General features: G+C 64.3%; 29 protein-coding genes and 1 pseudogene. 13 read left to right on the forward strand and 17 right to left on the reverse strand.

Annotation, left to right across the window (positions count from 1 at the left end; all coding sequences use genetic code 11):
- The first annotated feature begins 278 nt into the window (after nucleotides 1–278).
- Together GWG67_RS14715 and GWG67_RS14720 are read left to right on the forward strand one after the other, a co-directional pair.
- A complete protein-coding gene (locus GWG67_RS14715) occupies nucleotides 279–956 on the forward strand; it encodes a lectin (RefSeq protein WP_275170021.1) in 678 nt (225 codons plus the stop codon).
- Nucleotides 957–1141: 185 nt separating this feature from the next.
- On the forward strand, nucleotides 1142–1849 hold the full coding sequence (locus GWG67_RS14720) for a glutathione S-transferase (protein WP_275170022.1): 708 nt from the start codon (nucleotides 1142–1144) through the stop codon (nucleotides 1847–1849).
- 77 nt (nucleotides 1850–1926) lie between these two features.
- On the opposite strand, the gene GWG67_RS14725 is transcribed toward GWG67_RS14720, so the two are convergent.
- From GWG67_RS14725 to GWG67_RS14735, 3 genes are all read right to left on the reverse strand, one after another.
- Nucleotides 1927–2601, reverse strand: coding sequence for an isoprenylcysteine carboxylmethyltransferase family protein (locus GWG67_RS14725; protein WP_275170023.1), 675 nt, complete (start codon nucleotides 2599–2601; stop codon nucleotides 1927–1929).
- A 116-nt stretch (nucleotides 2602–2717) separates the two neighbouring features.
- On the reverse strand, nucleotides 2718–2891 hold the full coding sequence (locus GWG67_RS14730; protein WP_007612258.1) for a hypothetical protein: 174 nt from the start codon (nucleotides 2889–2891) through the stop codon (nucleotides 2718–2720).
- A gap of 234 nt (nucleotides 2892–3125) precedes the next feature.
- Nucleotides 3126–3599 (reverse strand): hypothetical protein, encoded by a 474-nt coding sequence (locus tag GWG67_RS14735; protein WP_275170024.1) that lies wholly within the window; start codon nucleotides 3597–3599, stop codon nucleotides 3126–3128.
- A gap of 247 nt (nucleotides 3600–3846) precedes the next feature.
- On the opposite strand from GWG67_RS14735, the gene GWG67_RS14740 reads away from it, so the two are divergent.
- Nucleotides 3847–5502, forward strand: coding sequence for a fumarate hydratase (locus GWG67_RS14740; RefSeq protein ID WP_275170025.1), 1656 nt, complete (start codon nucleotides 3847–3849; stop codon nucleotides 5500–5502).
- A 157-nt stretch (nucleotides 5503–5659) separates the two neighbouring features.
- Here GWG67_RS14740 and GWG67_RS14745 read toward each other — a convergent pair whose 3' ends face one another.
- The 6 genes from GWG67_RS14745 to GWG67_RS14770 all read right to left on the reverse strand — a co-directional run bounded on the left by GWG67_RS14745 (nucleotide 5660) and on the right by GWG67_RS14770 (nucleotide 9917).
- Nucleotides 5660–6580 carry an SH3 domain-containing protein gene (locus GWG67_RS14745; protein ID WP_275170026.1) on the reverse strand — a complete coding sequence of 307 codons (921 nt, stop codon included), beginning with the start codon at nucleotides 6578–6580 and terminating at the stop codon, nucleotides 5660–5662.
- Nucleotides 6581–6595: 15 nt separating this feature from the next.
- Nucleotides 6596–6892 carry a hypothetical protein gene (locus tag GWG67_RS14750; RefSeq protein WP_247497827.1) on the reverse strand — a complete coding sequence of 99 codons (297 nt, stop codon included), beginning with the start codon at nucleotides 6890–6892 and terminating at the stop codon, nucleotides 6596–6598.
- A 103-nt stretch (nucleotides 6893–6995) separates the two neighbouring features.
- Nucleotides 6996–7550, reverse strand: a complete 555-nt coding sequence (locus tag GWG67_RS14755; protein WP_275170027.1) for an inner membrane-spanning protein YciB — start codon at nucleotides 7548–7550, stop codon at nucleotides 6996–6998.
- Nucleotides 7551–7562: 12 nt separating this feature from the next.
- Entirely contained in the window at nucleotides 7563–8138 is a 576-nt protein-coding gene (locus GWG67_RS14760) for a hypothetical protein (protein ID WP_275170028.1), read from the reverse strand.
- Nucleotides 8139–8215: 77 nt separating this feature from the next.
- On the reverse strand, nucleotides 8216–8479 hold the full coding sequence (locus GWG67_RS14765) for a hypothetical protein (protein ID WP_275170029.1): 264 nt from the start codon (nucleotides 8477–8479) through the stop codon (nucleotides 8216–8218).
- A 40-nt stretch (nucleotides 8480–8519) separates the two neighbouring features.
- A complete protein-coding gene (locus GWG67_RS14770; RefSeq protein WP_275170030.1) occupies nucleotides 8520–9917 on the reverse strand; it encodes a carotenoid oxygenase family protein in 1398 nt (465 codons plus the stop codon).
- Between the two features lie 107 nt (nucleotides 9918–10024).
- On the opposite strand from GWG67_RS14770, the gene GWG67_RS14775 reads away from it, so the two are divergent.
- Together GWG67_RS14775 and GWG67_RS14780 are read left to right on the forward strand one after the other, a co-directional pair.
- Nucleotides 10025–10750, forward strand: coding sequence for a TetR/AcrR family transcriptional regulator (locus GWG67_RS14775; RefSeq protein WP_275170031.1), 726 nt, complete (start codon nucleotides 10025–10027; stop codon nucleotides 10748–10750).
- Nucleotides 10751–10799: 49 nt separating this feature from the next.
- Nucleotides 10800–11075 (forward strand): hypothetical protein, encoded by a 276-nt coding sequence (locus GWG67_RS14780; RefSeq protein WP_275170032.1) that lies wholly within the window; start codon nucleotides 10800–10802, stop codon nucleotides 11073–11075.
- Between the two features lie 15 nt (nucleotides 11076–11090).
- On the opposite strand, the gene GWG67_RS14785 is transcribed toward GWG67_RS14780, so the two are convergent.
- Complete coding sequence (locus GWG67_RS14785; RefSeq protein ID WP_275170033.1) at nucleotides 11091–11711, reverse strand: hypothetical protein; 621 nt, start codon at nucleotides 11709–11711, stop codon at nucleotides 11091–11093.
- Between the two features lie 163 nt (nucleotides 11712–11874).
- Between GWG67_RS14785 and GWG67_RS14790 the strand changes: the two genes are divergently transcribed.
- Entirely contained in the window at nucleotides 11875–12435 is a 561-nt protein-coding gene (locus tag GWG67_RS14790) for an SET domain-containing protein (protein ID WP_275170201.1), read from the forward strand.
- Nucleotides 12436–12578: 143 nt separating this feature from the next.
- Here the strand turns inward: GWG67_RS14790 and GWG67_RS14795 are convergent, their stop codons facing one another.
- Nucleotides 12579–12977, reverse strand: a complete 399-nt coding sequence (locus GWG67_RS14795) for a hypothetical protein (protein WP_275170202.1) — start codon at nucleotides 12975–12977, stop codon at nucleotides 12579–12581.
- Nucleotides 12978–13022: 45 nt separating this feature from the next.
- Nucleotides 13023–13244, reverse strand: a pseudogene (locus GWG67_RS14800) (hypothetical protein); the annotation flags it as partial.
- Nucleotides 13245–13345: 101 nt separating this feature from the next.
- On the opposite strand from GWG67_RS14800, the gene GWG67_RS14805 reads away from it, so the two are divergent.
- Entirely contained in the window at nucleotides 13346–14167 is an 822-nt protein-coding gene (locus tag GWG67_RS14805; RefSeq protein ID WP_275170034.1) for a helix-turn-helix domain-containing protein, read from the forward strand.
- 67 nt (nucleotides 14168–14234) lie between these two features.
- Nucleotides 14235–14900, forward strand: coding sequence for a DsbA family oxidoreductase (locus GWG67_RS14810; protein WP_275170035.1), 666 nt, complete (start codon nucleotides 14235–14237; stop codon nucleotides 14898–14900).
- 7 nt (nucleotides 14901–14907) lie between these two features.
- Here GWG67_RS14810 and GWG67_RS14815 read toward each other — a convergent pair whose 3' ends face one another.
- Nucleotides 14908–16071 carry a GNAT family N-acetyltransferase gene (locus GWG67_RS14815; RefSeq protein WP_275170036.1) on the reverse strand — a complete coding sequence of 388 codons (1164 nt, stop codon included), beginning with the start codon at nucleotides 16069–16071 and terminating at the stop codon, nucleotides 14908–14910.
- A gap of 170 nt (nucleotides 16072–16241) precedes the next feature.
- On the opposite strand from GWG67_RS14815, the gene GWG67_RS14820 reads away from it, so the two are divergent.
- Nucleotides 16242–16670, forward strand: coding sequence for a YeeE/YedE family protein (locus GWG67_RS14820; protein ID WP_275170037.1), 429 nt, complete (start codon nucleotides 16242–16244; stop codon nucleotides 16668–16670).
- Nucleotides 16671–16675: 5 nt separating this feature from the next.
- Nucleotides 16676–17143 (forward strand): DUF6691 family protein, encoded by a 468-nt coding sequence (locus GWG67_RS14825; protein WP_275170038.1) that lies wholly within the window; start codon nucleotides 16676–16678, stop codon nucleotides 17141–17143.
- A 58-nt stretch (nucleotides 17144–17201) separates the two neighbouring features.
- Here GWG67_RS14825 and GWG67_RS14830 read toward each other — a convergent pair whose 3' ends face one another.
- On the reverse strand, nucleotides 17202–17531 hold the full coding sequence (locus GWG67_RS14830; RefSeq protein WP_275170039.1) for a hypothetical protein: 330 nt from the start codon (nucleotides 17529–17531) through the stop codon (nucleotides 17202–17204).
- A 110-nt stretch (nucleotides 17532–17641) separates the two neighbouring features.
- Nucleotides 17642–18046, reverse strand: coding sequence for a hypothetical protein (locus GWG67_RS14835; RefSeq protein WP_275170040.1), 405 nt, complete (start codon nucleotides 18044–18046; stop codon nucleotides 17642–17644).
- Nucleotides 18047–18245: 199 nt separating this feature from the next.
- Here GWG67_RS14835 and GWG67_RS14840 point away from each other — a divergent pair, with 199 nt between their 5' ends.
- The gene (locus GWG67_RS14840) at nucleotides 18246–18479 is read left to right on the forward strand and encodes a hypothetical protein (protein WP_007602200.1); all 234 of its coding nucleotides are present in this window, start codon (nucleotides 18246–18248) and stop codon (nucleotides 18477–18479) included.
- Nucleotides 18480–18512: 33 nt separating this feature from the next.
- On the forward strand, nucleotides 18513–20528 hold the full coding sequence (locus GWG67_RS14845; protein ID WP_275170203.1) for a pyrroloquinoline quinone-dependent dehydrogenase: 2016 nt from the start codon (nucleotides 18513–18515) through the stop codon (nucleotides 20526–20528).
- Nucleotides 20529–20577: 49 nt separating this feature from the next.
- On the opposite strand, the gene GWG67_RS14850 is transcribed toward GWG67_RS14845, so the two are convergent.
- Entirely contained in the window at nucleotides 20578–20817 is a 240-nt protein-coding gene (locus GWG67_RS14850) for a PilZ domain-containing protein (RefSeq protein ID WP_275170041.1), read from the reverse strand.
- A 180-nt stretch (nucleotides 20818–20997) separates the two neighbouring features.
- Here GWG67_RS14850 and GWG67_RS14855 point away from each other — a divergent pair, with 180 nt between their 5' ends.
- Nucleotides 20998–21291, forward strand: coding sequence for an HdeA/HdeB family chaperone (locus GWG67_RS14855; protein WP_275170042.1), 294 nt, complete (start codon nucleotides 20998–21000; stop codon nucleotides 21289–21291).
- 112 nt (nucleotides 21292–21403) lie between these two features.
- On the opposite strand, the gene GWG67_RS14860 is transcribed toward GWG67_RS14855, so the two are convergent.
- Nucleotides 21404–21868, reverse strand: a complete 465-nt coding sequence (locus tag GWG67_RS14860; RefSeq protein ID WP_007612196.1) for a PaaI family thioesterase — start codon at nucleotides 21866–21868, stop codon at nucleotides 21404–21406.
- Between the last annotated feature and the right edge of the window lie 354 nt (nucleotides 21869–22222).

Below are 22222 nucleotides of genomic sequence, written 5' to 3' on the forward strand. Positions count from 1 at the left end.
CCTCCCCTGGACGATCACTTGAGGATCGGCCCATTTGGTATGCTCGCCCGGCACCATTGTCCCGGGAAGCAATTAATCGACATGGCAGTCGGGAAGCGGCTGGGAATCGTCGGCGATCCCGCCGACCAACTGATCGCAGACGACATGAAAAAACCAGGGCATCGTGCTTCTTGCACGGGGCCTTTTTCTTTTGGGCGTCTCGCATCGCGGCATCGGAATAAGCGGGCCTGCGTCGGGTTGAAATCTGGCGGCCAACGACAACACAAATGGAGGACAGGATGATCCGCATTGAGAGAACCGTGACGATTTCAGGCCTCGCGCTCGCTGCGGCCTTGCTTGCGGCGCCATCGGCGCAGGCGCAGTCGGCGAACATGACGTTCTTCGTGACTTCCAGCGGTCCTGGCAAAGGCGCTGATCTCGGCGGTCTGGAGGGGGCCGATGCGCAGTGCCAGAAGCTGGCCCTGGCCGGCGGCGCCGGCAGTAAGACCTGGCGCGCCTATCTCTCCACGCAGGCCGCCGACGGCAAGCCGGCCGTCAACGCGCGCGACCGCATCGGCAAGGGACCGTGGCAGAACGCCAAGGGCGTGGAAATCGCCAAGGACGTGGCCGATTTGCACAGCGCCAACAAGATCAGCAAGGAGACAGCGCTGACCGAGAAGGGCGAGATTGTAAACGGCTATGGCGACCAGCCTAACCGGCACGACATTCTCACGGGATCGCAGTCCGACGGCACCGCGTTTGCGGGTCCCGACGACCGCACCTGCAAAAACTGGACGTCGAGTACGCAAGGCGCGGCGATGCTCGGCCACTCCGACATCAACGGCCCTGCGACCAACCCGACGGTCAAATCCTGGAACACCGCACACCCCTCGCGCGGACCCGATGGCGGCTGCTCGCAGGCCGATCTGAAGAGCACCGGCGGCGACGGCTTGCTCTATTGCTTCGCGTCGAATTGAGGCTTCCGTCATTGCGAGGAGCGCAGCGACGAAGCAATCCAGAGTCCCTCCAGGGTGACAGTCTGGATTGCTTCGCTGCGCTCGCAATGACGGAGCGTGTGGTGCCGCCCTTCCGCCCCATCCTGACGGAACCTTGTCGCGCGTGATAGATTGGTCCTGTCGCTTCCACGCTCACGGACCCTTCCATGAAATACGAGCTCTATTATTGGCCCGAGATCCAGGGCCGCGGTGAATATGTGCGGCTGGCGCTGGAGGAGGCGGGCGCGGCATACGTCGACATGGCGCGTGGCCCACGCGGCACAGCTGCGATGATGAAGATGATGGATGCGCACAAGGGCACGCCGCCCTTTGCACCGCCGTTCCTCAAAGCCGGCAAGCTCGTCATCGGCCAGACCGCGAACATCCTGCTCTATCTCGGCGCCCGCCACGCCCTTGCCCCGAAGTCGGAAGCGGGTCAACTCTGGGTGCATCAGCTCCAGCTGACGATCACCGATTTCGTGGTCGAGATTCACGACACCCATCACCCGCTCGGGCCCTCGCTCTACTACGAAGATCAGAAACCGCCGGCAAAGAAGCGCACCGCCGACTTCTGGGGCGAGCGCGTGCCGAAATATCTCGGCTATTTCGAGCACCTCCTTCAGGACAATGGCGGCGCCTATGTCACCGGCCGCAAGCTGACCTATGTCGATCTCTCGCTGTTCCAGCTCGTCGCGGGACTACGCTATGCGTTTCCGAAGCGGATGAAGGCGTTCGAGACAGATATTCCGGCCCTCGTCGGCATGCACGACCGCGTGTCGGCGCGCCCGAACATCAAGGCTTATCTCGAAAGCGAGCGCCGTATTCCCTTCAACGAGCAGGGCATCTTCCGCCGCTACCGCGAGTTGGATGGCTAGAGCGCCTGCGAACGCTTCGGCCGACGTCAGTCGATCGGAGGAAACGCTTTCCGCGAATTACAGAGTGATGCGCGCGCTCACCAGACGCCGGGCAGCAGGCGATAGCGCACGCGCGTCACATAGTCGGCATAGCCCGGCAGGCCCTCGCGCAGCGTGCGCTCCTCGATGCGAATGCGGATCGCAAACAAGAGGAGGAACAGCGGCACCATCATAAGTCCCCACCATGAGCCCAGAAGCAGCGGCACGCCGGCGAAGAACAGGATCATGCCGCTGTACATGGGATGGCGCACATGGGCATAAGGCCCCGTCGAGATCACGTGCTGCGCGCGCTCGGCTTGCAGCTTCACCACGGGCGCCGCGAACGAGTTCTCGCGGAAAACCCAGAGGATGAACAGCGTCGAGAGCAGGAACAGGAAGAGGCCGAGCATCTGCAGCGCCAACGGCATGTCGGAGGACCGCGTACGCCGGTCGAGCCCTATCGCCGCAAGCCAGACCAGCATCGCGACGACGAAGACGGTCATGAACACCTTGTCGGCAGCGGGCTGGTCCTTTTGCAGGACCGGCCGCAGACGTTCGGCGAGCAGTGCGGGGTCGACCCGGTAAAGCCACCAGCCGCAGAGCGGGCCGAGCAGGGCGGAGGTCGCGAGGAACACCCAGGCCGACGGCCAATGCAGGGTTCCGGCGGACGCGAACAGCAGCGCGCCCATGGCGGCGGTGGTGATCGTGCTCTGCAACAGCAGTCTTGCGATCATGCGCAGGTCTCAGAGTAGCCGCGCACGATTTTGGTCCCGCTATTCGGCAAAGATGCGGCCGGACACGGGAAAAGCCCGATCGACCGGATCGGGCATTTCATCTTCGACGCGGCGGATCAGGCGAGCTGATCGATCCGCGTACCCTGACCCGGCGGCAGCGGCGCAGGCGGCGGCGGCTTATAGGTCGGGTCGTTGTCCTTGGTCTTGATCTGATCGTCCTGCTGCTTGGTCGTGTCGTAGCTCGGCACCACGATCGCGATCGGCGGCGGCGAAACGGTAGAAACGCTCATCCACAAATCCTCACATATGGAAACAATTGACCCTGCGCCGCGAGACGCGAAATTTCCTTCAAGCCAATCGTTAAAATGCGAGGGATCCGGTGCGGTGGAATGTGCTCTCGGACCTCTCCTCGTCATTGCGAGGAGCCCTTGCGACGAAGCAATCCAGTCTGTCACCGCAGAGACAGTCTGGATTGCTTCGCTACGCTCGCAATGACGGAATGTGTGGAAAGAGGGGCGCCCCGCCTATTCGTCCTTGCCGCGCGTGATCGCGATGGACGCATCCGTCTTGGTGCGGGTGCATTCCATGTTCAGACGCCGGTAACGCATGCTGATCTTGTCGCCGCGCAAGAGCCCCATCCGCTTCAGGCAGCGTGTCGCGCCCGTCGTCGTATCGTCCTTGGTCACGGTGAAGACGATCGCTGCCGTCGACCCCACCAGCGCCAGGAACTCCGGCTTGGGCTTGCGATCGCCCTTGGCATAGAGCTCGATCGAATATTTGTCGCCACGGCAAGCCACGGACAATTCCTTGGCCGCGGGGTGGGTGAGGTAGACCACGTTGGCGGCGCGAAAATTCACCTTGAGTCTATCGACCTGGTTCGCCAGTTCCTTGGCGCTGTCGTCGCAGCGGTCCGCGCGGGCGGGCGAGGCGAGGGTCACAAGGCCGGTGATGGCGGCGGCGACCAGGATCGCGCCGCGGACGTGCAAGTTCAATGTCATGATGAAGAGCCCCTTAGCGGGCGCATTCAACCGTCGTCCCGCGCGTAGCGCAAGGGGTGCACCCAGGGTCTTCACTGGCATCATGAGGGCCTCGTGTCCGCCGACAACCGCCGAAGATAGCTCGCCGTGTCGCCGAATCGGGATGCCCCGACCGCACCAGAGCGCCTTCCCTTTGCGGCAAAAAAGCTTAGAACGCTTCTATGAAAGGGGCCCATGCGAGGGCTCCAAAACCCCGAGATTCCAGCCCATGAACGCTCCCACCGCCTTCCCCGACCCCGCAAAGCCCGTTCCGCCCTACAAGCACACCCCGCTGTTTCCGCTGGGCAAGGACGAAACACCCTACAAGAAGATCACGGCCGAGGGCGTGCGGGTCGAGAAGGTCCTGGGGAAAGACATGCTGGTCGTGTCGCGGGAGGCGCTGCGGGCCCTGTCGGAAGCGGCCTTTGGCGACATCAACCACTATCTGCGCCCCGGTCATCTGAAGCAGCTCCGCGCGATCCTGGAGGACGGCGAGGCGAGCCCCAACGACAAGTTCGTCGCGCTGGACTTTCTGAAGAACGCCAACATCGCTGCCGGCGGCGTGCTGCCGATGTGCCAGGACACCGGCACCGCGATTATCATGGGCAAGAAAGGCTGCAACGTCATCACCGACGGTGACGACGAGGCGGCGCTGTCGGAAGGCGCGCGCGATGCTTACCTGCGCCGCAATTTGCGCTACTCGCAGGTCGCGCCCTTGTCTATGTACGAGGAGAAGAACACCGCCAACAACATGCCGGCGCAGTGCGAGATCTATGCCGAAGGTGATGATGCCTACAAGTTCATGTTCATGGCCAAGGGCGGCGGCAGTGCCAACAAGAGTTTTCTGTTCCAGGCCACGCCTTCGGTGCTGACCAAGGACCGGCTGCTCGCCTTCCTCAAGGAGAAAGTGTTGACGCTGGGCACTGCAGCGTGCCCGCCTTATCACCTCGCGATCGTGATCGGTGGCACCTCGGCCGAGCTCTGCATGAAGACGGTGAAGCTGGCGTCTGCCCGCTATCTCGATGCGCTGCCGACACACGGCTCGCCCGACGGCAACGCCTTCCGCGACGTCGAGATGGAGCAGGAAATTCTAAGGATGACGCAGTCGCTCGGCGTCGGCGCGCAGTTCGGCGGAAAATATTTCTGCCACGACGTGCGCGTGATCCGCATGCCGCGTCATGGCGCCTCGCTCCCGATCGGGCTCGGCGTCTCCTGCTCGGCCGATCGCCAGGTGCTCGGCAAGATCACCAAGGAGGGCGTCTATCTCGAAGAGCTCGAGCACAACCCGGCGCAGTACCTGCCTGAGGTCGAGCAGTCGCTGGGCGGCGAGGTCGTCAAGATCGACCTCAACCAGCCGATGAAGGATATCCTGGCGACGTTCGCGAAATATCCGACCAAGACGCGGGTCTCGATGACCGGCACCATGATCGTTGCGCGCGATTCCGCGCATGCCAAGCTGCGCGAGCGGCTCGACAAGGGCGAGCCGCTGCCGGACTATTTCAAGAACCATCCCGTCTATTACGCGGGCCCCGCCAAGACGCCCGAGGGCTACGCCTCCGGTGCGTTCGGCCCGACCACCGCGGGCCGCATGGATTCCTTTGTCGATCAGTTCCAGGCCGCCGGCGGCTCGATGGTGATGGTCGCCAAGGGCAACCGCGCGCCGGCCGTGCGCGAGGCCTGCAAGAAATATGGGGGCTTCTATCTCGGCTCGATCGGCGGTGCCGCGGCGAACCTTGCCGAGCACTGCATCAAGAAGGTCGAGGTGCTCGAATATCCCGAGCTCGGCATGGAAGCGATCTGGCGCATCGAGGTCGTCGACTTCCCGGCGTTCATCATCATCGACGACAAGGGCAACGACTTCTTCAAGGAGTTGAACTTGGGCTGAGAGAGTTCATCTCTCGACTCGTCATGGCCGGGCTTGTCCCGGCCATCCACGGCCTTCCGGGATCGCGAAGAGGCGTGGATCACCGGGACGAGCCCGGTGATGACGCCTGTGTGCGAGGCGAGCCAGCGCCCATATTTCGAAGCGCGCACTCATTCGCTCAACTGCAATTCGTGACCTGGTTGGAGCACAGGCCGCGCCACCAGCCGCGGACGCCGTCCGCGCTTTCGACGAGGCCCCAGAGGCCGCTGCAAGCAAAGATGTGCTTCGGCCCGCCGTCGGTGTCGATGGGGCCGCCGAGCTCGCGCTGGGCCGGCATCCACTTCGCATCGACGAAAGGCGCCTGGAATAGGCCGCCCATGCGTGTCGCGCCATTGGCGTAGGACGCGCCGACCTTGTTGGAGGCGACCCAGCCGCGTCCGGCATAGGGCTTTGGCGCGCTACGCGGATATTTCTTGTCGTCCTCGTAGTCCTTGCCCGGCGGCTTGGCGCCTTCGATCAGAAACCAGCCGTTCTTGAAGCCGATGATGCGGAATTCGGTGAGCCAGCCGCCATCGGGCGTGTTCTCGCTGCCGCCGAGCTTGAGGCGGTAGGGTGGCGGAAGCGTGCCGAGCACACGCGCCTTGACCGATGGTTCGGCACGCACGTTGAGGCCGTTGGGATCCTTGTCCACGGACCAGGCGCCGAGATCGCAGGGCTCGGTGCCGTCGGGGAGCGTTGACCGCTTGGCGACGAGTTCGGCGTGCAGCTTTGCGAACTCAGTGTCGTCGTTGTCAGGATCCGGCCCATTACGCGGCTTCAATTCGGCTGAGACTGCGCGTGTCGCATCCGGCGTCAGGGCGACCACGAGAGCCTGGCGCGCAGCGAACACGCTTGCAGGTGACTTGGGATCGTTCGACGAGGTCGGATAAACGGCGAGGTAGCCCGTCGACCCTTCGGTTCGATAGGCCGTGCCGGCGACATAACCTGCCGGTATCATGGCGAGCGCGCTCGCCCGCCACGGCGGTTCGGCATCGTCCGCGCGCGCCGCTTGTGTCGCGACACACAGGATCGTCGCCGCGATGAGACGGAGCGCTCGCATCGGTGCGGCGCGGGCTTACGCGCGCGTGCCGGTGAACGGGAAGCTGCCCATCGGGCCGATGCCCATCTCCCCGCTCATGCTGTCGCCGGAAACGGTTCCGATGAACTCGAGCGTCAACGGCATCGGATTGGTGATCGAGACCTTCCAGTTGACGGCATCGCCGCTGACGGTGCCGTCGAAAATCTCGGCGGTATTGCCTTCCGCACCCTGCGTACCCGTAAGCGTGCCGCCCGCGGCAGTCAGGCTCAGCGTCGCCTTGCGCTCGCCCATGGGCGTCGTCATGGTCAGAGTCCAGTTGCCGTCCACGGCCATTCGCGTCTCCCATATCCCGGTGGACCGCGACGATCCGCGGACCAGTCCCGGCCGAGCGTATAGCGCAACTCGCCGCTCGCGCCTAACGCTCCGTTGGAGGCATTTAGGCGCGGGCGGCGGCACGCCGTCGGCTGGTGACGATGAGGCGGAGCACGACATATTGCACGGCGAAGGCGACGATCTTGGCGCCGCCCGCGACGACCGTGATGTAGAACGCCCACAGCTTCAGATCGCCTGTGGAGGCGACGGCGATCATTCCGGCGCCGATCACGAACATCAGCGCCGCCCAGGCATAGCCCGCTGCCGTCACATATTCCGGAACGGTCTCAACGACGATCGGCGGCATGTAGCGCAGCATCCAGCCGCGCTTGAGCATGATGGCGCCGATCGCGAAATGCGCGATCGAGGGCTTTGCGAGCATGAAGCGGGGATCGTTGGTGAGCAGCGTGACCGTGCCGAGCACGACGACGAGTGCGACGCTCGCATAGGTCATGTAATTCAGCTGCTGCCCCTTGACGCGCGCGTAGATCACCTGCGCGATCGCTCCGGCAATTGCCACCGACGTTGCCAGGACGACGTTGTCGGTAACGAGGTAGATGACCAGGAAGACGATGGCGGAGAAGAGGTCGGAGGCGAGGCGGGCGAATACGTCCTTCATCGTCGATCCTGTTCAGCGGGAGTTGGGCATTGCGCTGGCCGGCGCACCGTACTTGATCTGCCGATATTCGGGATACCATTTTGTGAAGTAGATCGCGCTGTTGCGGGCGGCGAAGGCGACCGCAAGGCTCGACCAGAGCGGCAGGCCGGGGACGTAGAGCAGCACGAGATTGGCGGCCGCCATCAGCAGCGCAGCCGCAGTCCATGCGCCGGTGATGACGTAGTTGGCATAGAGAAAGCCGGGCATTGCCGCGGTCTCGGCCGGCACGGATTCGAGCGCGTATTGCAGCGTGAAGGGGCGGCGGACCAGCATCGAGCCGAGCGAGATGACGAAGATGCCGATGTCGATCGACAGCTTGACACCGAGCGTCCCGAGTGCGGGGTTGAACAGTGCGAGGTGGAGGCCTATTGCGGCGAATAGCAGCGCCGAGCCCACGGCCAGGATCTTCACCGAGCGGCCGCGCACGACATCGATCGTGACGGTCGCGAGACAGATTGCCGACGCCGCGAACACGCTGATCGTGGCTGATGTCATCAGCATCAGGAAGGTGAAGGCGCCGTAGGGCGCGAGGATCAGGAAAATCACCATGGTCCGCCTCGGTCAGGCTTTATCTTTACGGTGTAAAGATCAATAAGTCAGGAGCGAGGCGGGGTCAAGCAAAATCTTTACAGTGTCAAAATGACGTAGGCGACTTCCAAAAAATGAGTGACTGCAACGGCTTGAGCGGCCATCTCGTCGATGAATCCGGCCCATGGCAGGTGCGACAGGACAGGTAACGCACAGGCGATCGAGAGGACGAAGGCGAGCAGGATGCCGCCGTTGAAGATAGTTTGGCCGCTCCGCCGCGGCCGGATCATCTGAAGTGTGAGCGCGGCGCAGATCAGGACGAGGACGACGAGATAGTCCGCGGTGAGCGAAGGCATATGCATGAGAGACCTTTTTGATGACATCCTCGATGACGAGGAACAGCTACTGCGCGTCGACCCAATTGCCGTGAAAGCCCTCGGGCACCCGATGGCCGAGCTGCACCAGCGCGACGGGGCCGGCCTCGACATCTCCAGCGTTGAACACGGCGAGGTCGCTGCGGTTCTCCCGCGCGCGCCAGACCACCGCCAGCAGCCAGCCGTCGCCTTCCGCGGCATCCTTCGACCGCTCGACGAACACGGGCTCGGAGATGGTGTCGCCGGCCGGCAGCAGATAATGGCCGAGGCGCTTGCCGTTGCCGTCGACATGGACGACGCCGGATAGCGCGCCGAACATCGGCAGCTTCGGATTGGCGCAGGCGTACCAGCCGTGACGGCTCTTCAATCCAGCGCGGCGGTCGTCCATGCGCGGGAATTCGCCGGTGAGATCGTCGAGATAGGTCTGCTGGAAGCGGTCGGTGTCGCCTGAGAGATCGAACGTCCAGCGGCAATGGCGGGCGCGCGACTTCTCCGGATCGGTCGGTCGGCCGTCGGGATGTGTAAATAATGGTGCTTCATCGAACTGCATGACGTCGGCGATGATGCGGTCACCTTCCTCCCACGCATTCATGACGTGGAAGACGTAGCAGGCTTCAGCGCGAAACCAGACGATGTCCTTCGCCGTGCCGTTGCGTTTCATCACGCCGACATAGGCGCCTTTGTCCGGCTCCCAGGCATAGGGCGGCCGCCCGCTCATCGCGCGCTCCATGCTGCCGGTGATGGGCAGGATCGGAAACAGCACATGGTGCTCGGTAACGATGAAGTCGTGCACCATGCTGGCATAGGGCGCTTCGAATCGTTCGAAGTGCGTCGCCTTGCCTGACGCGTCTATCGAGCCGTAGGAGAGGGCGGGCGTTAGCGGTCCCGCGGCATTGTAGCCGAAGAACACCAGCTCGCCCGTCACGGGATCGATCTTGGGATGCGCGGTAAAACTGCCGGCGACGCGGCTCTGATAATTGTGATAGCCGCGCGTTGCGAGCGTGCCCGGCTCGATCTCGGTCGGCAGATGGGCTTCTTCCAGCGCCAGCAGCTTGCCGGCATGGAAGATGATGTTGGTATTCGCGACGCCGCTGTCGGTGAGGTCTTGCGGCGCATCCGGCAGCTTGCGGCCAAAGCCGCCGAACAGCGCGCGGCCGGCATCGTGCTCGGCCAGCCATTTCGGCGTGCGGATCCAGCGGTTGCGATAGCTGGCGCGGCCGTTCTCGAGATGAAAGGCGTGCAGCATGCCGTCGCCGACGAACCAGTGCGCGCCAGGCGAGTCGAACTGCGGGTTGGGACCATTGCGATAAAGCGTGCCGTTCAGCTCGCGTGGCAATTCACCGATGATTTTCAGGAAGGGCGCGTCGGCCTCGAATGGAATCGGACCGAGGTTATGGCGGCGTTCGGCAACGGCGTCCTGCTGCACAGCGTATCCCTCTTTATCTTTACATCGTAAAGATCCAATTAGCCGTACGAGGGGCGCTGGTCAAGTGAAATCTTTACACTGTCAATATTGCGTCCTATAGCTGCCCCATGGGCAAGAGCGAAATCAGGACAGCAACCGCGCGCGGTGCGCGCACCCCAAAGAAGGCGAGCGCGCCGGCGCGTCCCGTGCCACGGCCGGCGCGCGTCAAGGCCGAGGCGCCCTATCATCACGGCGCGCTGCGCGAGGCGCTGCTTCAGGCCGCCGAACGGGTGCTGGAGCGTGACGGGCTCGCCGGCCTGACATTGCGCGCGGTGGCGCGCGAGGCAGGCGTCTCGCATGCCGCGCCCACCCATCATTTCGGCGACCTCACCGGGCTTCTCAGTGAGCTCGCGGCCGTCGGCTTCCGCCAGTTTAATGCGGCGATGGCGTCGTCCTCCAACGCCGCCACCACCCCGCTCGAGCACGCGCTGGCGCGGCCGAAAGCCTATGTCGCCTACGCCCAGGCTCATCCCGGCATGTACGGCATCATGTTCCGCACCGAGCGGCTCGACTATTCCAGGCCGTCGCTGCACGAGGCCGCCGAGGCGTCCTTCGCGGGGCTTGCCAATGCCGTCGGCATGATGCGGCAGGAGCAGATCCGCGGCGACGCGCTGACGCTCCAACAGGGCGCCGCGATCGCGCGCGCCTGGTCGATGGTGCACGGTTTTACCATGCTGCTGCTCGATGGGCGGCTTGAGGATATTCTGGGCCGCCTGCCCGAGGGGACGACTCCCGAACGCCTGCTCGAAGCGATGCTGATGTCGCCCGTGACGGGGAAGCCGCCGGGTCCCTGATTCAGTCGGGCTCAACGCAACCCCAGCCATGATGCGGCGTTGACGCCGCATGGCAAGAGCACCCCGCGCCCCCTGGAAACGTCAAAATCCGCGCAAGCGCGCCGGCAGGGCGTCCAAGCATCTCACGCCCGCGCAGAAATCGGCGGCCAAGGCGCGTGCCCGCCGCGCCGGGCGCCGCTATCCCAACCTCGTGGACAACATGCGCATGGCAGCGAAGAAAACGTCCAAGGCCAAAGCTTCAAAGAAAAAATCCGCGAAGAAATCGCCCAAGCGCAAGGTTACAAAGAAGGCCGCAACGAAGAAGGCTGCAAAGACGTCGCGCTAACACCGCACCGGAAGCCTAGCGCATCGTCGCCAGCTCGACCGCACGGCCCCGTGCGCCGATGATCTTCACCTCGTCTTTGCCGCACGTGAAGCTGCGGGCAAGGTCGTCTGCGGCGTTGCGCGCCAGCTCATTGGCGTTCGGGTTGGCGATCGCGTCGACATAGGCGACGTGGCAGACGGGGCCGGGTGGCAGCCGGGTCACGATGAGCATGGCCTTGGTGTTCGGCCGACCCTGCTTGTCGGGGTCGGTGCCATCGGCGATGTGCCAGCGCTGGATCATCGCAAACGGCTTGGCGGCCGCGGTGCGCCATTCGACGGTGGTCTCGGACGAGTTGAACGGAGCGAACCAGACTTTTGCCGCCGGTTCCTCGGCCGCGGCCTTGCGATTGCGGCCAACGGAGACGACCTCACGAAGATCGTCCTCGGCGATCAGGACCACGAGGCCATCTTTGCCCTTGCATACCCGCGCGGTGCTGCCGTCGAGCTCGCTGGGCTTGCCGATCTGGCGACAATCCTTCGGCGCCGTCGAGGTATATTGGCTGCCCACGGATTGGGCGTCGGCGCGGTCGAGACCGCTGCACATCAGCAACATGGCCAACAGCAATATGGCCAAGCCTGCGGTGGTGATGCGGAACATGACGACGCCTTTGATCGAACGGGAACTCCGTACATCAGACGTCTTGATTGTGGGCAAGGTTCAAACAGGGTCGACAGACACCTGACAGCGGCGCGGAATCGTTCTAGAAGAGCGGCTTCGCTTGGCTCTTTCAGCCTCGTCCGCGTCCTCGTTTTTCGTGATCATGCCAGCCACCTCTTCGAACAAACCTTATCGCGTCGGCCGCTCGAAAACCGGGCTCGGCCTCTTCGCAACCAAGCCGATCAAGAAGGGCACCCGGATCATCCGTTATTACGGACCGATCCTGGACTCCCGGATTCCCGAGCACGACGACATCGAGAACAAATACCTGTTCGAGCTCAACGGCCGCTGGACCATCGACGGCTCGGTGCGCAAGAACCTCGCGCGCTACATCAACCATTCGTGTCGGCCCAACGCCGAATCCGACGTCCGGCCGCGCGAGCGGAAGGTCTTCATCCGTGCCATCAAGAACATCGAGCCGGGCGACGAGATCAATTACGACTACGGCACCGATTATTTCAAAGCCTACCTGAAGCCGATCGGCTGCAAGTGCGAATCTTGCGAGAAGAAGCGCAAGAAGCTGCGCGCCGAGGCGCGGACCGAACGCGCCAAGGTGAAGGCGCGCACGGAGCGCAAGGCGCAGAAGGCGGGGGCGAAGCCCGTCAAAAAGAAGAAGCTCAACGGCGTCGCTGTTGGCAAAGCCAACGGGCGCGCGCGGGCGTAGCCTGAGTTCGAGCTTCTGGCACAACTGTCATGCTCCGCGAAAGCGGGGCATCCAGTACGCAGCGGCCTCTCCGTATGCGACGACTGCCTCTGGAATATTGGGTCGCCCGGTCAAGCCGGGCGACCACAGCGAGTGATGTGGCCTCACGCGGCCAGCACACTCCCGCTCCTGCGCAAGCCCACATATTGCAGTTCGGCAAACACGCCGGTCGCGATCGCCTGTGCCACGACCATGAGCTCGCCGGCAAGATTCGGCGACACCGCGCCCGAGAGCAGCAGCGCGATGCTGCCGACCGTCCAGGCCGCGTTGCCGACCACGACCAGCAGCACGAGCGGCTTTGCCACGGAGGCGCGTGAAGCGAGCCAGCCGACGAGTGCGGTGTAGGCGATCAGGAACAGGCCGGTCTCGCGCAGCAGCGCTTCGGGCAGGTTGAACAGTGACGCGAACGCGCCGGCGCCGAAAGTGAAGCCGAGAGCGGCGATACCGCTGAAGATCGCGTCGGCAAGAAGCGCGCGGCGAAGGAAGGTGGATGCGTCGATCATCGTGGTCTCCATGGTCGGGGTGGGCTCGGGAATAAACTCAGTCCATCCGCGCCACCAGACGCGGAGCAGGCGGGCGATGCGGAACGGGCAGAGGCTCCTGCCGACGCTGTGCTCGAAGGCCGTGACCTGCGCGACGACATAGTCGCCGGTCGAATGCACCAGCGGCTCCGGCATGTTGAGGCTGCGCGCCAGCATCCGGGTTGCGAGCGCCATGGCCCAGGGGACAAGGTGGTCTGTGACGGTCCGGTAGAGCAGCAGTGCGATCATGGTCGTCTCCTGTTACGACCGAAGATGCGCCGGCCCGAGGCCCAATTCGATTACCTCTGACGTAATGGAAGCGCCGAAATCTGCGTGCTAGGTTTTCGACCATGAACGCACATGCATCTACGGCACAGGCCGAACGCAGCCAACCGGTCCATATCGGCGACCATTTGCGCGAGTGGCGGCAGCGCCGCCGCATGAGCCAGCTCGATCTCGCCGGCGAGGCCGAAATCTCGGCGCGACATTTGAGCTTCGTCGAGACTGGCCGCGCCGCACCCTCGCGCGACATGGTGCTCAGACTCGCCGAGCGCCTCGACGTGCCGTTGCGCGAACGCAACGTGCTGCTGGTCGCCGCCGGCTATGCCCCGGCCTTTCCGCAGCGCCCGCTGGAGGATCCCGCCTTGAAATCAGCTCGCCAGGCGATCGACCTCGTCCTCAGGGCGCACGAGCCCAATCCGGCGCTGGCCTATGACCGGCACTGGAATCTGGTCTCGGCCAATCGCATGCTGGCGCCGCTGCTTGCCGGCATTCCGCAGCGGCTGCTCGGCCAGCCCCTCAACGTGCTGCGGCTCGCCTTCCATCCCGAGGCGCTGGCGCCGCGAACGGTCAATCTCGCGGAATGGTGCGGACATCTCCTGGAGCGGCTGCACCGGCAATGCGAGGCGACCGCCGATCCCGAGCTGATCAAGCTGTACAACGACCTGAAGAGCTATCCGATCCCGGCGCGCGCGGCGCCGCTGTCGAGCGACAATGTCGCGATCCCCTTCAAGCTGCGACACGACGGGGAGATCCTCAGTTTCTTCTCCACCACCATGGTGTTCGGCACGCCCGTCGACATCACGCTGTCGGAGCTGGCTCTGGAAACCTTCTTCCCGGCCGACGACCGCACTGCCGAGCGGCTCCGACAAATGGCAGCAGCCATGAGCTAGCGGCCTTGCCTCGGCATGGGTTCGGCTTATCTTTGGGCACAACCCGCAATGCCCGAAGGAGGCGCTCATGAGCACCCTAAAGCCGCTCCAGATCGACGTCGTTTCCGACGTGGTATGCCCCTGGTGCTATATCGGCAAGCACCGGATCGAGAGCGCGCTGGCGCTGGTGCCGGACGTTCCGGTCAAGCTCAATTTCCGTCCCTTCTTCCTCAATCCCTGGGTGCCGTCCGAGGGCATCAGCCGGGAAGAGTATCTCACCAAGAAGTTCGGCTCGGTCGAGGCCTACAAGGGTATTGCGGGGCGCGTCGTTGCGGCCGCGGGCGAGGAGGGGCTCGTCTACCGGCCCGAGCTTGTCGCGCGTCAGCCCAACACCACCGACTGCCACCGCCTGATCCTCTGGGCCGAGGCGATCGGCAAGGCGCCCGAGATGAAGCAGCGCCTGATGGAGCTCTACTTCCGCGACGGCGGCGACCTCACTGATGTGAACGTGCTGGTGCAGGCGGCTGCCGATGTCGGCCTCGATGCCGACGACGTGCGCAGGCGCCTCGCCACCGACGAGGACGTCGCGCGGGTATCGGCGGACGCGCAGGAAGCCGCCGAGAAGGGCATCTCCGGCGTGCCGACCTACGTGTTCGCGCAAAAATACGCCGTCTCAGGCGCGCAGGATCCCAACATGCTCGCGCGCGCCATCCGCGAGGTCTCAGCGGAGATCAACGCCCAGGCGGCGGAGTAGGAGCTATCTATTTGCGAAGCAGGCGAACTGCGCGGCGCGCCGCCGCGTAGGCGATGCCGTGCGCCGCGAGCGCTCCGTGCACGAGCGCCACGATGGGGTCCTTCCGCCGCAGCGGTATCAGCACGTCGCCGACGGCGAAGCGCCCGCGCCAGATCGGGTTGATCATGGGGTGATCGGCGCTCGCGGTGGAATCCGCGCTGGCGATGGCGGGATCGGCGCAGAGGCGGCGGGTGAGCTCGAGCGTGAGCTGCACGCCCGGCGAATATCTTGCAAAGCGCTCGTCGATGCCGAGCTTGAAGAAGAAGGCGCGGTCCTGATGCCGCAGCACGATGCCGGCGGCCACCGGCGTCGCGCCGGCGCGAAGGGTGACGATCTCGCATTGCGCGGTTTCTGCCAGCGCGGGAACGGCGCGGCGGATGAAGGTTGCATCGCCGGCATGCTGGACCAGCGCGGTGCCGCGCTTGCCTTTCCAGCCACTGGCTTCGAGCCGCAAGAATGTTTCGAGCGCCGGCCCGATCTCGTCGGGGCTGTGCGCGACATCGAACACGACGGCGCCGTGTTCCTCGAGGCGATGGCGCTGGCGGCGCAGCTCCTTCACCTTTTTGGTACCGAGCGCGTCGCGAAGCAGCGCCTCGCCGTCCTGCGTCGCGTCGAGGCTGGCGCGGCTGTAGGAGCTCAGGAGGCGCGGCTTCAAGCCGTCGCGATTCAGAACCTGGTTGACGGCGGTCATTGCCGCCCCCTCGAGCGCGACGTCCTTCAGCACGAGCGCATGCGCTCCGGCCGCGCGGGCCTGCTGCAACAGGCGCGCCGCTGCCTCGATCGGGGCATCGCGGTCGATCAGGGGGCTGCACAGCGTGCCGTAGGGATGCGCGCTCACCAGCGCGGGCAGGGGAATCTTCCATGCCCGCCAGAGCGAGATCACCGGCATCAGCCCGATCAGCCGCGATCCATCGTATGCAGGAAGCGCCGAGGCATCCGTGCGGCCGCGCGCGGTTGCACTGACGGCGAGCTCCCAGCCAGGCAAGTAATATCCGTTCGGCTCGATGGCGCGCTGCGCGAGTGCGCGCCACTGGCCGGGTTCGATCGCCGTAAGCGGAACACGCGCGCGCGAGGCCGCGGCATGCTCTGCCGATGCCGGGTTGATCGCAGCCTGGTGCGCGATATCGACCACGTCCCGTCGTCCCCGTTCAGGAGGCCATGCTTAGCGCAAAGATTGGAAAATACCGTTGGGACACCGCTTCAATTCGAGTGGTAATATTAACGTCTCGTTGAGCATCCGGCCGCGAGCCGGCCGGATGTCTCGATGGATAAGCCAGAATGCTCTCGACCCGGAGGATCATCATGGTCGCCACACCTTTTACGCCGATTGCGTCGCTCCTTGGCGGCGCGATGATTGGCCTGTCCGCCGTCCTGCTGATGTGGACGACGGGACGGATCGCCGGGGTCAGCGGTATCGCGGCGCGGCTGTTTCCGCCTTACGAGGATCGGCAATTCGCCGGCCGGCTCGCCTTCGTCGCGGGCCTTATCGTCGCGCCCGTCCTGGTGCGCCTTGTCACCGGAAGCCTGCCGGCGCAAACGATCGCCGCCGGAACGCCGCTTCTGATCGTCGCGGGATTGCTCACCGGCTTCGGCGCGGTGTGGGGCAGCGGCTGCACCTCGGGCCACGGCGTCTGTGGCTTGTCGCGGTTGTCGGTGCGATCGCTGATCGCGACGATGACCTTCATGGCGGCAGGCATGGCGACCGTCTTCGTGATGCGGCACTGGAGCTGACCGCGATGACAATCCTCATTCAATTCGGGATCGGTCTGGTCTTTGGCCTCGGCCTCATCGTCTCAGGTATGTCGAACCCGGCAAAGGTCTTGAATTTCCTGGACGTTGGCGGCATCCCGGCAGGAACGTGGGACGCAAGCCTCGCTTTCGTGATGGCCGGCGCGGTCGCGGTGACCTTCATCGGCTTCAGCCGCGTCTTGAAACTCGCACGACCTGTCTTCGCCGACCGCTTCTACGTCCCAACGCGAAACGATATCGATCCGAGAATTATCGCCGGTCCCGCCATCTTTGGTATCGGCTGGGGCCTCGTAGGCTTTTGTCCAGGCCCGGCGTTGACCGCGCTCGGATTTGGCTCGGCCTCCGCCTTCATCTTCGTCGCCGCGATGTGTGCCGGCATGGTGCTCGCCCGCTTCATCGCGCAGGTCCCGTCGGCAACGCGTAGCGTCACCCCGGGAGAGCCGCTCGAGATCTGACATGGAACAGGACCGGGCGAGTTGTCTCGTCCGGTCCCGCCTGTCATGGCTTCATCGATTACCAGCGATCGCCGACACCGACGCCAACACTGACGCCGGGCGCGCGAATGCCAACGCCACCGCGCGGACCGTCGTCCCAGTCGCGATAGGTGCGGCGCTCATAGTAGCGATCACGCGGCATGGTCGCGTAGGAGTCGCGCACGATCACGCGCGAGCCGCCGCGGGTGCGATAGCAATTGCCGGAATCGTCGCAGACCAGCCGCACTTCCTGGACGAGATCGGGGCTGGTGTATTCGCTGGTCGTATAGACGTCGGCGGCCTTCGCGCCGCTTACCGCTGCCAAGGCTCCGACGCCAGTCAGCAACGCAATCGTGAATGTCCTCATCATGTCCTCCTCGAAACTGCCCTCGGCGGTAACAAGAAGGGGAGGCCATGATCGTTCCGGCAAAATTACACGTTTTTCCCGGAACCGGATCGGATGTCGGCTTGATCCGTTCCCTAGATCGGCTCGTAGCTTTCAGACCCGCAGATGTCGTCCGCTTCTGCGCGGCGGCGATCGACCACCTTTCCGCTTGATATGGTCACGATGTAGGTCTGTGGCCCGAGCGGCGAGCCGGTCGCCGAGGTGAGCTGGGCGCGGACGCAAGCTGTCCAGCCCGGTCCCCGCACCTCGCGATGGGGTGAGGCGACATGCACCTCACGCGGATAGGACGTACTGAGAAAGACGAATTCGATCTGCTCGCGCACGACGCGTTTGACGTCGGGCGGCGATTCGGGCGGCGGCTGCTCGGCCTCCTTCATGCGCATGAACTCCGGCACCGGTGCGCGGCTGTCGGCAAAACCGCAGGCCCCGAGCGCGAGCGCGCTGGCCAGCAGCGCGGCATGAGCAATAATTCGTAACATCCGTGAAGGTCCCCTGCGGGCCAAAACATAGGCACGAATGCGATCCGACGAAGACCCGGCCGATCAAGATTTGCTGAAGCCAGAATTTCTTGGAGCCAGGATTTCCTGAAGTCAGGATTCCTGAAGTCTTGGAGCTCGCGGCATTGGCTATTCCATCATTGCCGGCTAGTTTGTACCCCAGACGAGGGGGATTGCGCCCATGAGGATTTTGGTCATAGCGGCCGCCGTGCTGGCGCTGGCGGTTGCCTCCGCGCAGGCGCAGATGGGCGGCGGCAGGCGTCAGCCTAACGAGGGCGGCCAGAAGGCGGACAACAAGCCCAAGGTCGACGAGAAGGCCTACAAGGCCGCACTCGAGCGCATTCCCGAGTCCAAGGAGAAGTACGATCCGTGGAGCGGGGCGCGTCCGCCTGAACCTGCCAAGAAGCCGAAATAGGTGAGGCGGGCGTTGGCGACCCGCTCCTGCTATTTGACCGCTCTCATCACGCTCCTGTTGTTTTCGTCGCGGCCAGGCCTCGCCTGGGAGAGCTGGGGTGGCGATCCCGGAGGCTCGCGGTTCTCGTCATTGCGGGAGATCACGCCCGACAATGTCGGCAACCTGGTTCGGGCCTTCGAATTCCACACGGGTGATCTCGCGGCGCGGCCGCCCGGGGTGATGCGGCGAACCAAATTCCAGGCGACGCCGTTGTTCGTCGAGAACAGCCTGGTCTTCTGCTCGCCTTTCAACGAGGTGATCGCGCTCGATCCCGGCACGGGTGCGCAGAAATGGCGCTACGATCCGAAGATCGCGATCAACCAGCGTCCCGCCAACCGCTACGTCTGCCGCGGCGTCGCCTACTGGATCGACGACGAGGCGCCTGCGGATGCCGCATGTCGATCGCGCATCTTCATGGGCACCAACGATGTCCGCCTGATCGCGCTCGATGCGAAGACGGGAATCCCCTGTGCCGGTTTCGGCAGGGGTGGCGAGGTCAGGCCCGATATCGGCATGAAGCTGGAATGGCCCGGCGAATTCCAGATCACCTCGCCGCCGGCGATCGGCCGCGGGGTCGTCGTGGTCGGCTCCGCGATCGGCGACAACCGCCGCGTCGACGCGCCGAGCGGTGTGGTGCGCGCGTTCGATGCGCGCAGCGGTCAGCCGCGCTGGACCTTCGAGCCGCTCAAGCGCGACGGTATCGAAGCCGGTCACGCCAATGTCTGGGCGCCGATGTCGGTCGACGCCGCGCGCGGGTTGGTATTCCTGCCGACATCCTCGCCATCGCCGGATTTCTGGGGCGGCAAGCGGCCGGGCAACAACGAGCATGCCAATTCGGTGGTCGCGCTGCGCATTGAGACCGGCGAGTTCGTATGGGCATTCCAGACCGTGCACCACGACGTCTGGGATTACGATCTGCCGGCGCAACCGACGCTCACGCGCATCGACACCGGCGAAGGTCAGCGCGATGTCGTGATCCAGCCGACCAAGCAGGGCTTTGTCTTCGTGCTCGATCGCGATACCGGCAAGCCGGTGTGGCCGGTCGAGGAGCGCAGCGTTCCGCAGGCGGCAGCGGAAGGTGAACGGCTGTCGCCCACGCAGCCATTCCCGACGCATGTGCCGCCGCTGGTTTCCCAAAAAATCTCGACTGAGGATGCGCTCTCGTTCCTTCCTGGCCTGCGCCGCTCAGCTTGCGAGACGCAGTTCGCGGAGGCACGTAACGAGGGGCTGTACACGCCACCCTCAACGCAAGGCACGCTGGAGTTTCCCTTCACCGGCGGCGGCGTCAACTGGGGCAGCGCAGCCTTCGATCCCGTCAACCAGGTTCTCTATGCCAACACCAGCCGGGCCGTTCATCTCATCAAGCTGATTCCGCGGGCGGAGGCGGCCGGATTTGATCCTCCGCCCGGCCATGATTTCGGCCAGCAGAATGGTGCGCCGTTTGCGATGTCGCGTGCGGTGGCAACATCGCCGCTTGCTTTTCTTTGCAACAAACCGCCCTGGGGCGAGATGGTCGCGGTCGATCTGAAGGCCGGCAAGATCCTCTGGCGTTCGACGGTGGGCACCACCGAGGATCTCGCCCCGCTCGGCGTGCCGCTGCCGTGGGGTGCGCCGCTCGTCAACGGGCTCGCGGTCACGGCAGGCGGTCTCGTCTTCACCGGAGCCATGGATGCCTATTTGCGCGCCTTCGATGCACGAAGCGGAAGGGAGCTGTGGCAAGGCCGGCTGCCGGTGCCCGGAGTCGCCAATCCCATGACCTATTTCTGGAAGGGCGAGCAGTATGTCGCCATCGGCGCCGGCGGCCACTCCGAGGCAGGCACCTCGATTGGCGACAGTGTCGTTGCGTTTCGCCTGGCACGGCCGGGCGAAGCGCCGTCGCTGTGGTCGCGTACCATCGATCGCCCCGGTGGACGATTTTTTGCGACATCTTCAATGATCGCGCTCGCGATCGTCTCGCTTGTGATCGCAAGCCTGCGCTGGCGTCGCCAGCGTCGTATCGCGCGAAGATAACACGGCATCGCGCGCGCGATGCGAACGATCGTTCACATCATATGCACTACTATACGAAAGCGAGGCCGATGCGCCTCTCGGTGCGCCAGACGGTGCGGCATTTCCGCACGAAATTGTCGCGCGCGATCGCGAGCGTGAACGATTGCGGTAATGTGACGAGGACATCGAGGTCGATTGCGGCACCGTTCGCCGACATATTTCGCACCGTGCATGTGATGCCGCAATTTTCAAAGGTGATCTTTCCACCCTTGAAAACACGGTAACGCTGCGCCGCACGCTTCTCGATCATCCGCGTTAATCCATAATGATGTTTGTGAAGTAGTGCATAGAAATTACGTTGAACTAAACTCAATACTGGCGCTACTTGCATAGCGCTTCAGACTTCGTTTACGACGTCGAAGCGGAGGTCACTCCGCCGACTTTCCCCGAGCCCTTCTTTTTGTGGCGCTACGCGCCGATGGAGATATTGATGAAGACCACGTTTTCGCTTCTGTTCGCCGCAGCGCTCTCGCTGTCGTCCATGCCCGCCCACGCCACCAAGCTCGATCTCGCGACCATGAGCTGCAAGCAGTTCCTGGAGAGCGGCGACGAGACCATCAAGATGGTGCTGACCTGGATGGACGGCTGGTACAAGGGCGACGAAGAGAACGCGATCATCGACACAGACGTGTTCGTCGAGAACGCCAAGCAGTTCGGCACCTATTGCGGAAAAAATCCGAACGTCAGCATCGTCACCGCGGCCGACGAAGTGCTCGGCAAGTAATTTCCCGCCTGGCCGTGCGAAGCGCGATCGCCATCGCGTTTCCTCGACATGACGCCATCGAGAGCCGCGGTGCGCTTTGCCCTCCCGCGGCTTTCGTCTCTTCGGATGATGCTCACCCCGGCAGCATCGCGAACGCGCTGGACACCATCGCCACCGGCTTGTTGTCGGTGGCCGAGAGCAGCGTGACCCGGCCAAAGCTCATGGTGCGTCCGAGCCGCACCACGCGGGCGTCGGCCAGCACGTCCGACGAGGAGACGGCGCGCATGAAATGCGTGGTCTGGTCGACCGTCGTCATCGGACGATAGCCGCGGTTGGCGGCGAGGTTCGCGATCACCATCGCGGTGTCGGCGAGCGCCATCAGCGCCTGGCCGCAGACCACGCCGCCGTTGCGGCACAGCCGTTCCGAGAACGGCATGCGCAGGAGCGCTGCGGGCTGCCAGTCCGGCACGTCCGGCGGCGGCAGGTGCTCGATGCGCTCGACCGAGAGGTTGAGATCCTGGACCCAGGGCGCAAAGACCTCGCCGAGGATGCGTCGGGCTTCCGTGATGCCGAACTCGGCTTCTGGCTGCGATGGCATTGCTGTCGTTCCCTCCTGTATTGCCGGATGTTCGGCATTGCGAGCAGACCGGCGCGGCAAAGTCACCCGGTCTGCCGCGGGTCCCGTCGGCTTGAAAATGCCTGACTTCGCCCGGTATGATGCCATGGAGCGGGTATGGGTGGGTGATGTTGCGTCGGTATGTCCTCGTGTTTTGTCTGGCCGGGCTCGGCCTGTTGCTGAACGGGTGCACCAGGTGCGGCCCGATCTGGGACGACTGGCTCCACGCGCCGAAATCGTGCAGATCGGACCGGCTCTAGCGGGTCGAGCGGCCCCTGCGGTAATGACAGGGGTGACAAGGCGCGGACGACCCGCGCCGCCACGGATAATCAAGGA

This window comes from Bradyrhizobium sp. CSS354 (genome assembly GCF_029051725.1).
Lineage (GTDB): Bacteria > Pseudomonadota > Alphaproteobacteria > Rhizobiales > Xanthobacteraceae > Bradyrhizobium.

Coding starts and splice junctions, on each gene's coding strand:
- GWG67_RS14715 (WP_275170021.1), top strand. CDS start 279: ATGATCCGCATTGAGAGAACCGTGACGATTTCAGGCCTCGCGCTCGCT.
- GWG67_RS14720 (WP_275170022.1), top strand. CDS start 1,142: ATGAAATACGAGCTCTATTATTGGCCCGAGATCCAGGGCCGCGGTGAA.
- GWG67_RS14725 (WP_275170023.1), bottom strand. CDS start 2,601: ATGATCGCAAGACTGCTGTTGCAGAGCACGATCACCACCGCCGCCATG.
- GWG67_RS14730 (WP_007612258.1), bottom strand. CDS start 2,891: ATGAGCGTTTCTACCGTTTCGCCGCCGCCGATCGCGATCGTGGTGCCG.
- GWG67_RS14735 (WP_275170024.1), bottom strand. CDS start 3,599: ATGACATTGAACTTGCACGTCCGCGGCGCGATCCTGGTCGCCGCCGCC.
- GWG67_RS14740 (WP_275170025.1), top strand. CDS start 3,847: ATGAACGCTCCCACCGCCTTCCCCGACCCCGCAAAGCCCGTTCCGCCC.
- GWG67_RS14745 (WP_275170026.1), bottom strand. CDS start 6,580: ATGCGAGCGCTCCGTCTCATCGCGGCGACGATCCTGTGTGTCGCGACA.
- GWG67_RS14750 (WP_247497827.1), bottom strand. CDS start 6,892: ATGGCCGTGGACGGCAACTGGACTCTGACCATGACGACGCCCATGGGC.
- GWG67_RS14755 (WP_275170027.1), bottom strand. CDS start 7,550: ATGAAGGACGTATTCGCCCGCCTCGCCTCCGACCTCTTCTCCGCCATC.
- GWG67_RS14760 (WP_275170028.1), bottom strand. CDS start 8,138: ATGGTGATTTTCCTGATCCTCGCGCCCTACGGCGCCTTCACCTTCCTG.
- GWG67_RS14765 (WP_275170029.1), bottom strand. CDS start 8,479: ATGCATATGCCTTCGCTCACCGCGGACTATCTCGTCGTCCTCGTCCTG.
- GWG67_RS14775 (WP_275170031.1), top strand. CDS start 10,025: ATGGGCAAGAGCGAAATCAGGACAGCAACCGCGCGCGGTGCGCGCACC.
- GWG67_RS14780 (WP_275170032.1), top strand. CDS start 10,800: ATGGCAAGAGCACCCCGCGCCCCCTGGAAACGTCAAAATCCGCGCAAG.
- GWG67_RS14785 (WP_275170033.1), bottom strand. CDS start 11,711: ATGTTCCGCATCACCACCGCAGGCTTGGCCATATTGCTGTTGGCCATG.
- GWG67_RS14790 (WP_275170201.1), top strand. CDS start 11,875: ATGCCAGCCACCTCTTCGAACAAACCTTATCGCGTCGGCCGCTCGAAA.
- GWG67_RS14795 (WP_275170202.1), bottom strand. CDS start 12,977: ATGATCGACGCATCCACCTTCCTTCGCCGCGCGCTTCTTGCCGACGCG.
- GWG67_RS14805 (WP_275170034.1), top strand. CDS start 13,346: ATGAACGCACATGCATCTACGGCACAGGCCGAACGCAGCCAACCGGTC.
- GWG67_RS14810 (WP_275170035.1), top strand. CDS start 14,235: ATGAGCACCCTAAAGCCGCTCCAGATCGACGTCGTTTCCGACGTGGTA.
- GWG67_RS14820 (WP_275170037.1), top strand. CDS start 16,242: ATGGTCGCCACACCTTTTACGCCGATTGCGTCGCTCCTTGGCGGCGCG.
- GWG67_RS14825 (WP_275170038.1), top strand. CDS start 16,676: ATGACAATCCTCATTCAATTCGGGATCGGTCTGGTCTTTGGCCTCGGC.
- GWG67_RS14830 (WP_275170039.1), bottom strand. CDS start 17,531: ATGATGAGGACATTCACGATTGCGTTGCTGACTGGCGTCGGAGCCTTG.
- GWG67_RS14835 (WP_275170040.1), bottom strand. CDS start 18,046: ATGTTACGAATTATTGCTCATGCCGCGCTGCTGGCCAGCGCGCTCGCG.
- GWG67_RS14840 (WP_007602200.1), top strand. CDS start 18,246: ATGAGGATTTTGGTCATAGCGGCCGCCGTGCTGGCGCTGGCGGTTGCC.
- GWG67_RS14850 (WP_275170041.1), bottom strand. CDS start 20,817: ATGATCGAGAAGCGTGCGGCGCAGCGTTACCGTGTTTTCAAGGGTGGA.
- GWG67_RS14855 (WP_275170042.1), top strand. CDS start 20,998: ATGAAGACCACGTTTTCGCTTCTGTTCGCCGCAGCGCTCTCGCTGTCG.
- GWG67_RS14860 (WP_007612196.1), bottom strand. CDS start 21,868: ATGCCATCGCAGCCAGAAGCCGAGTTCGGCATCACGGAAGCCCGACGC.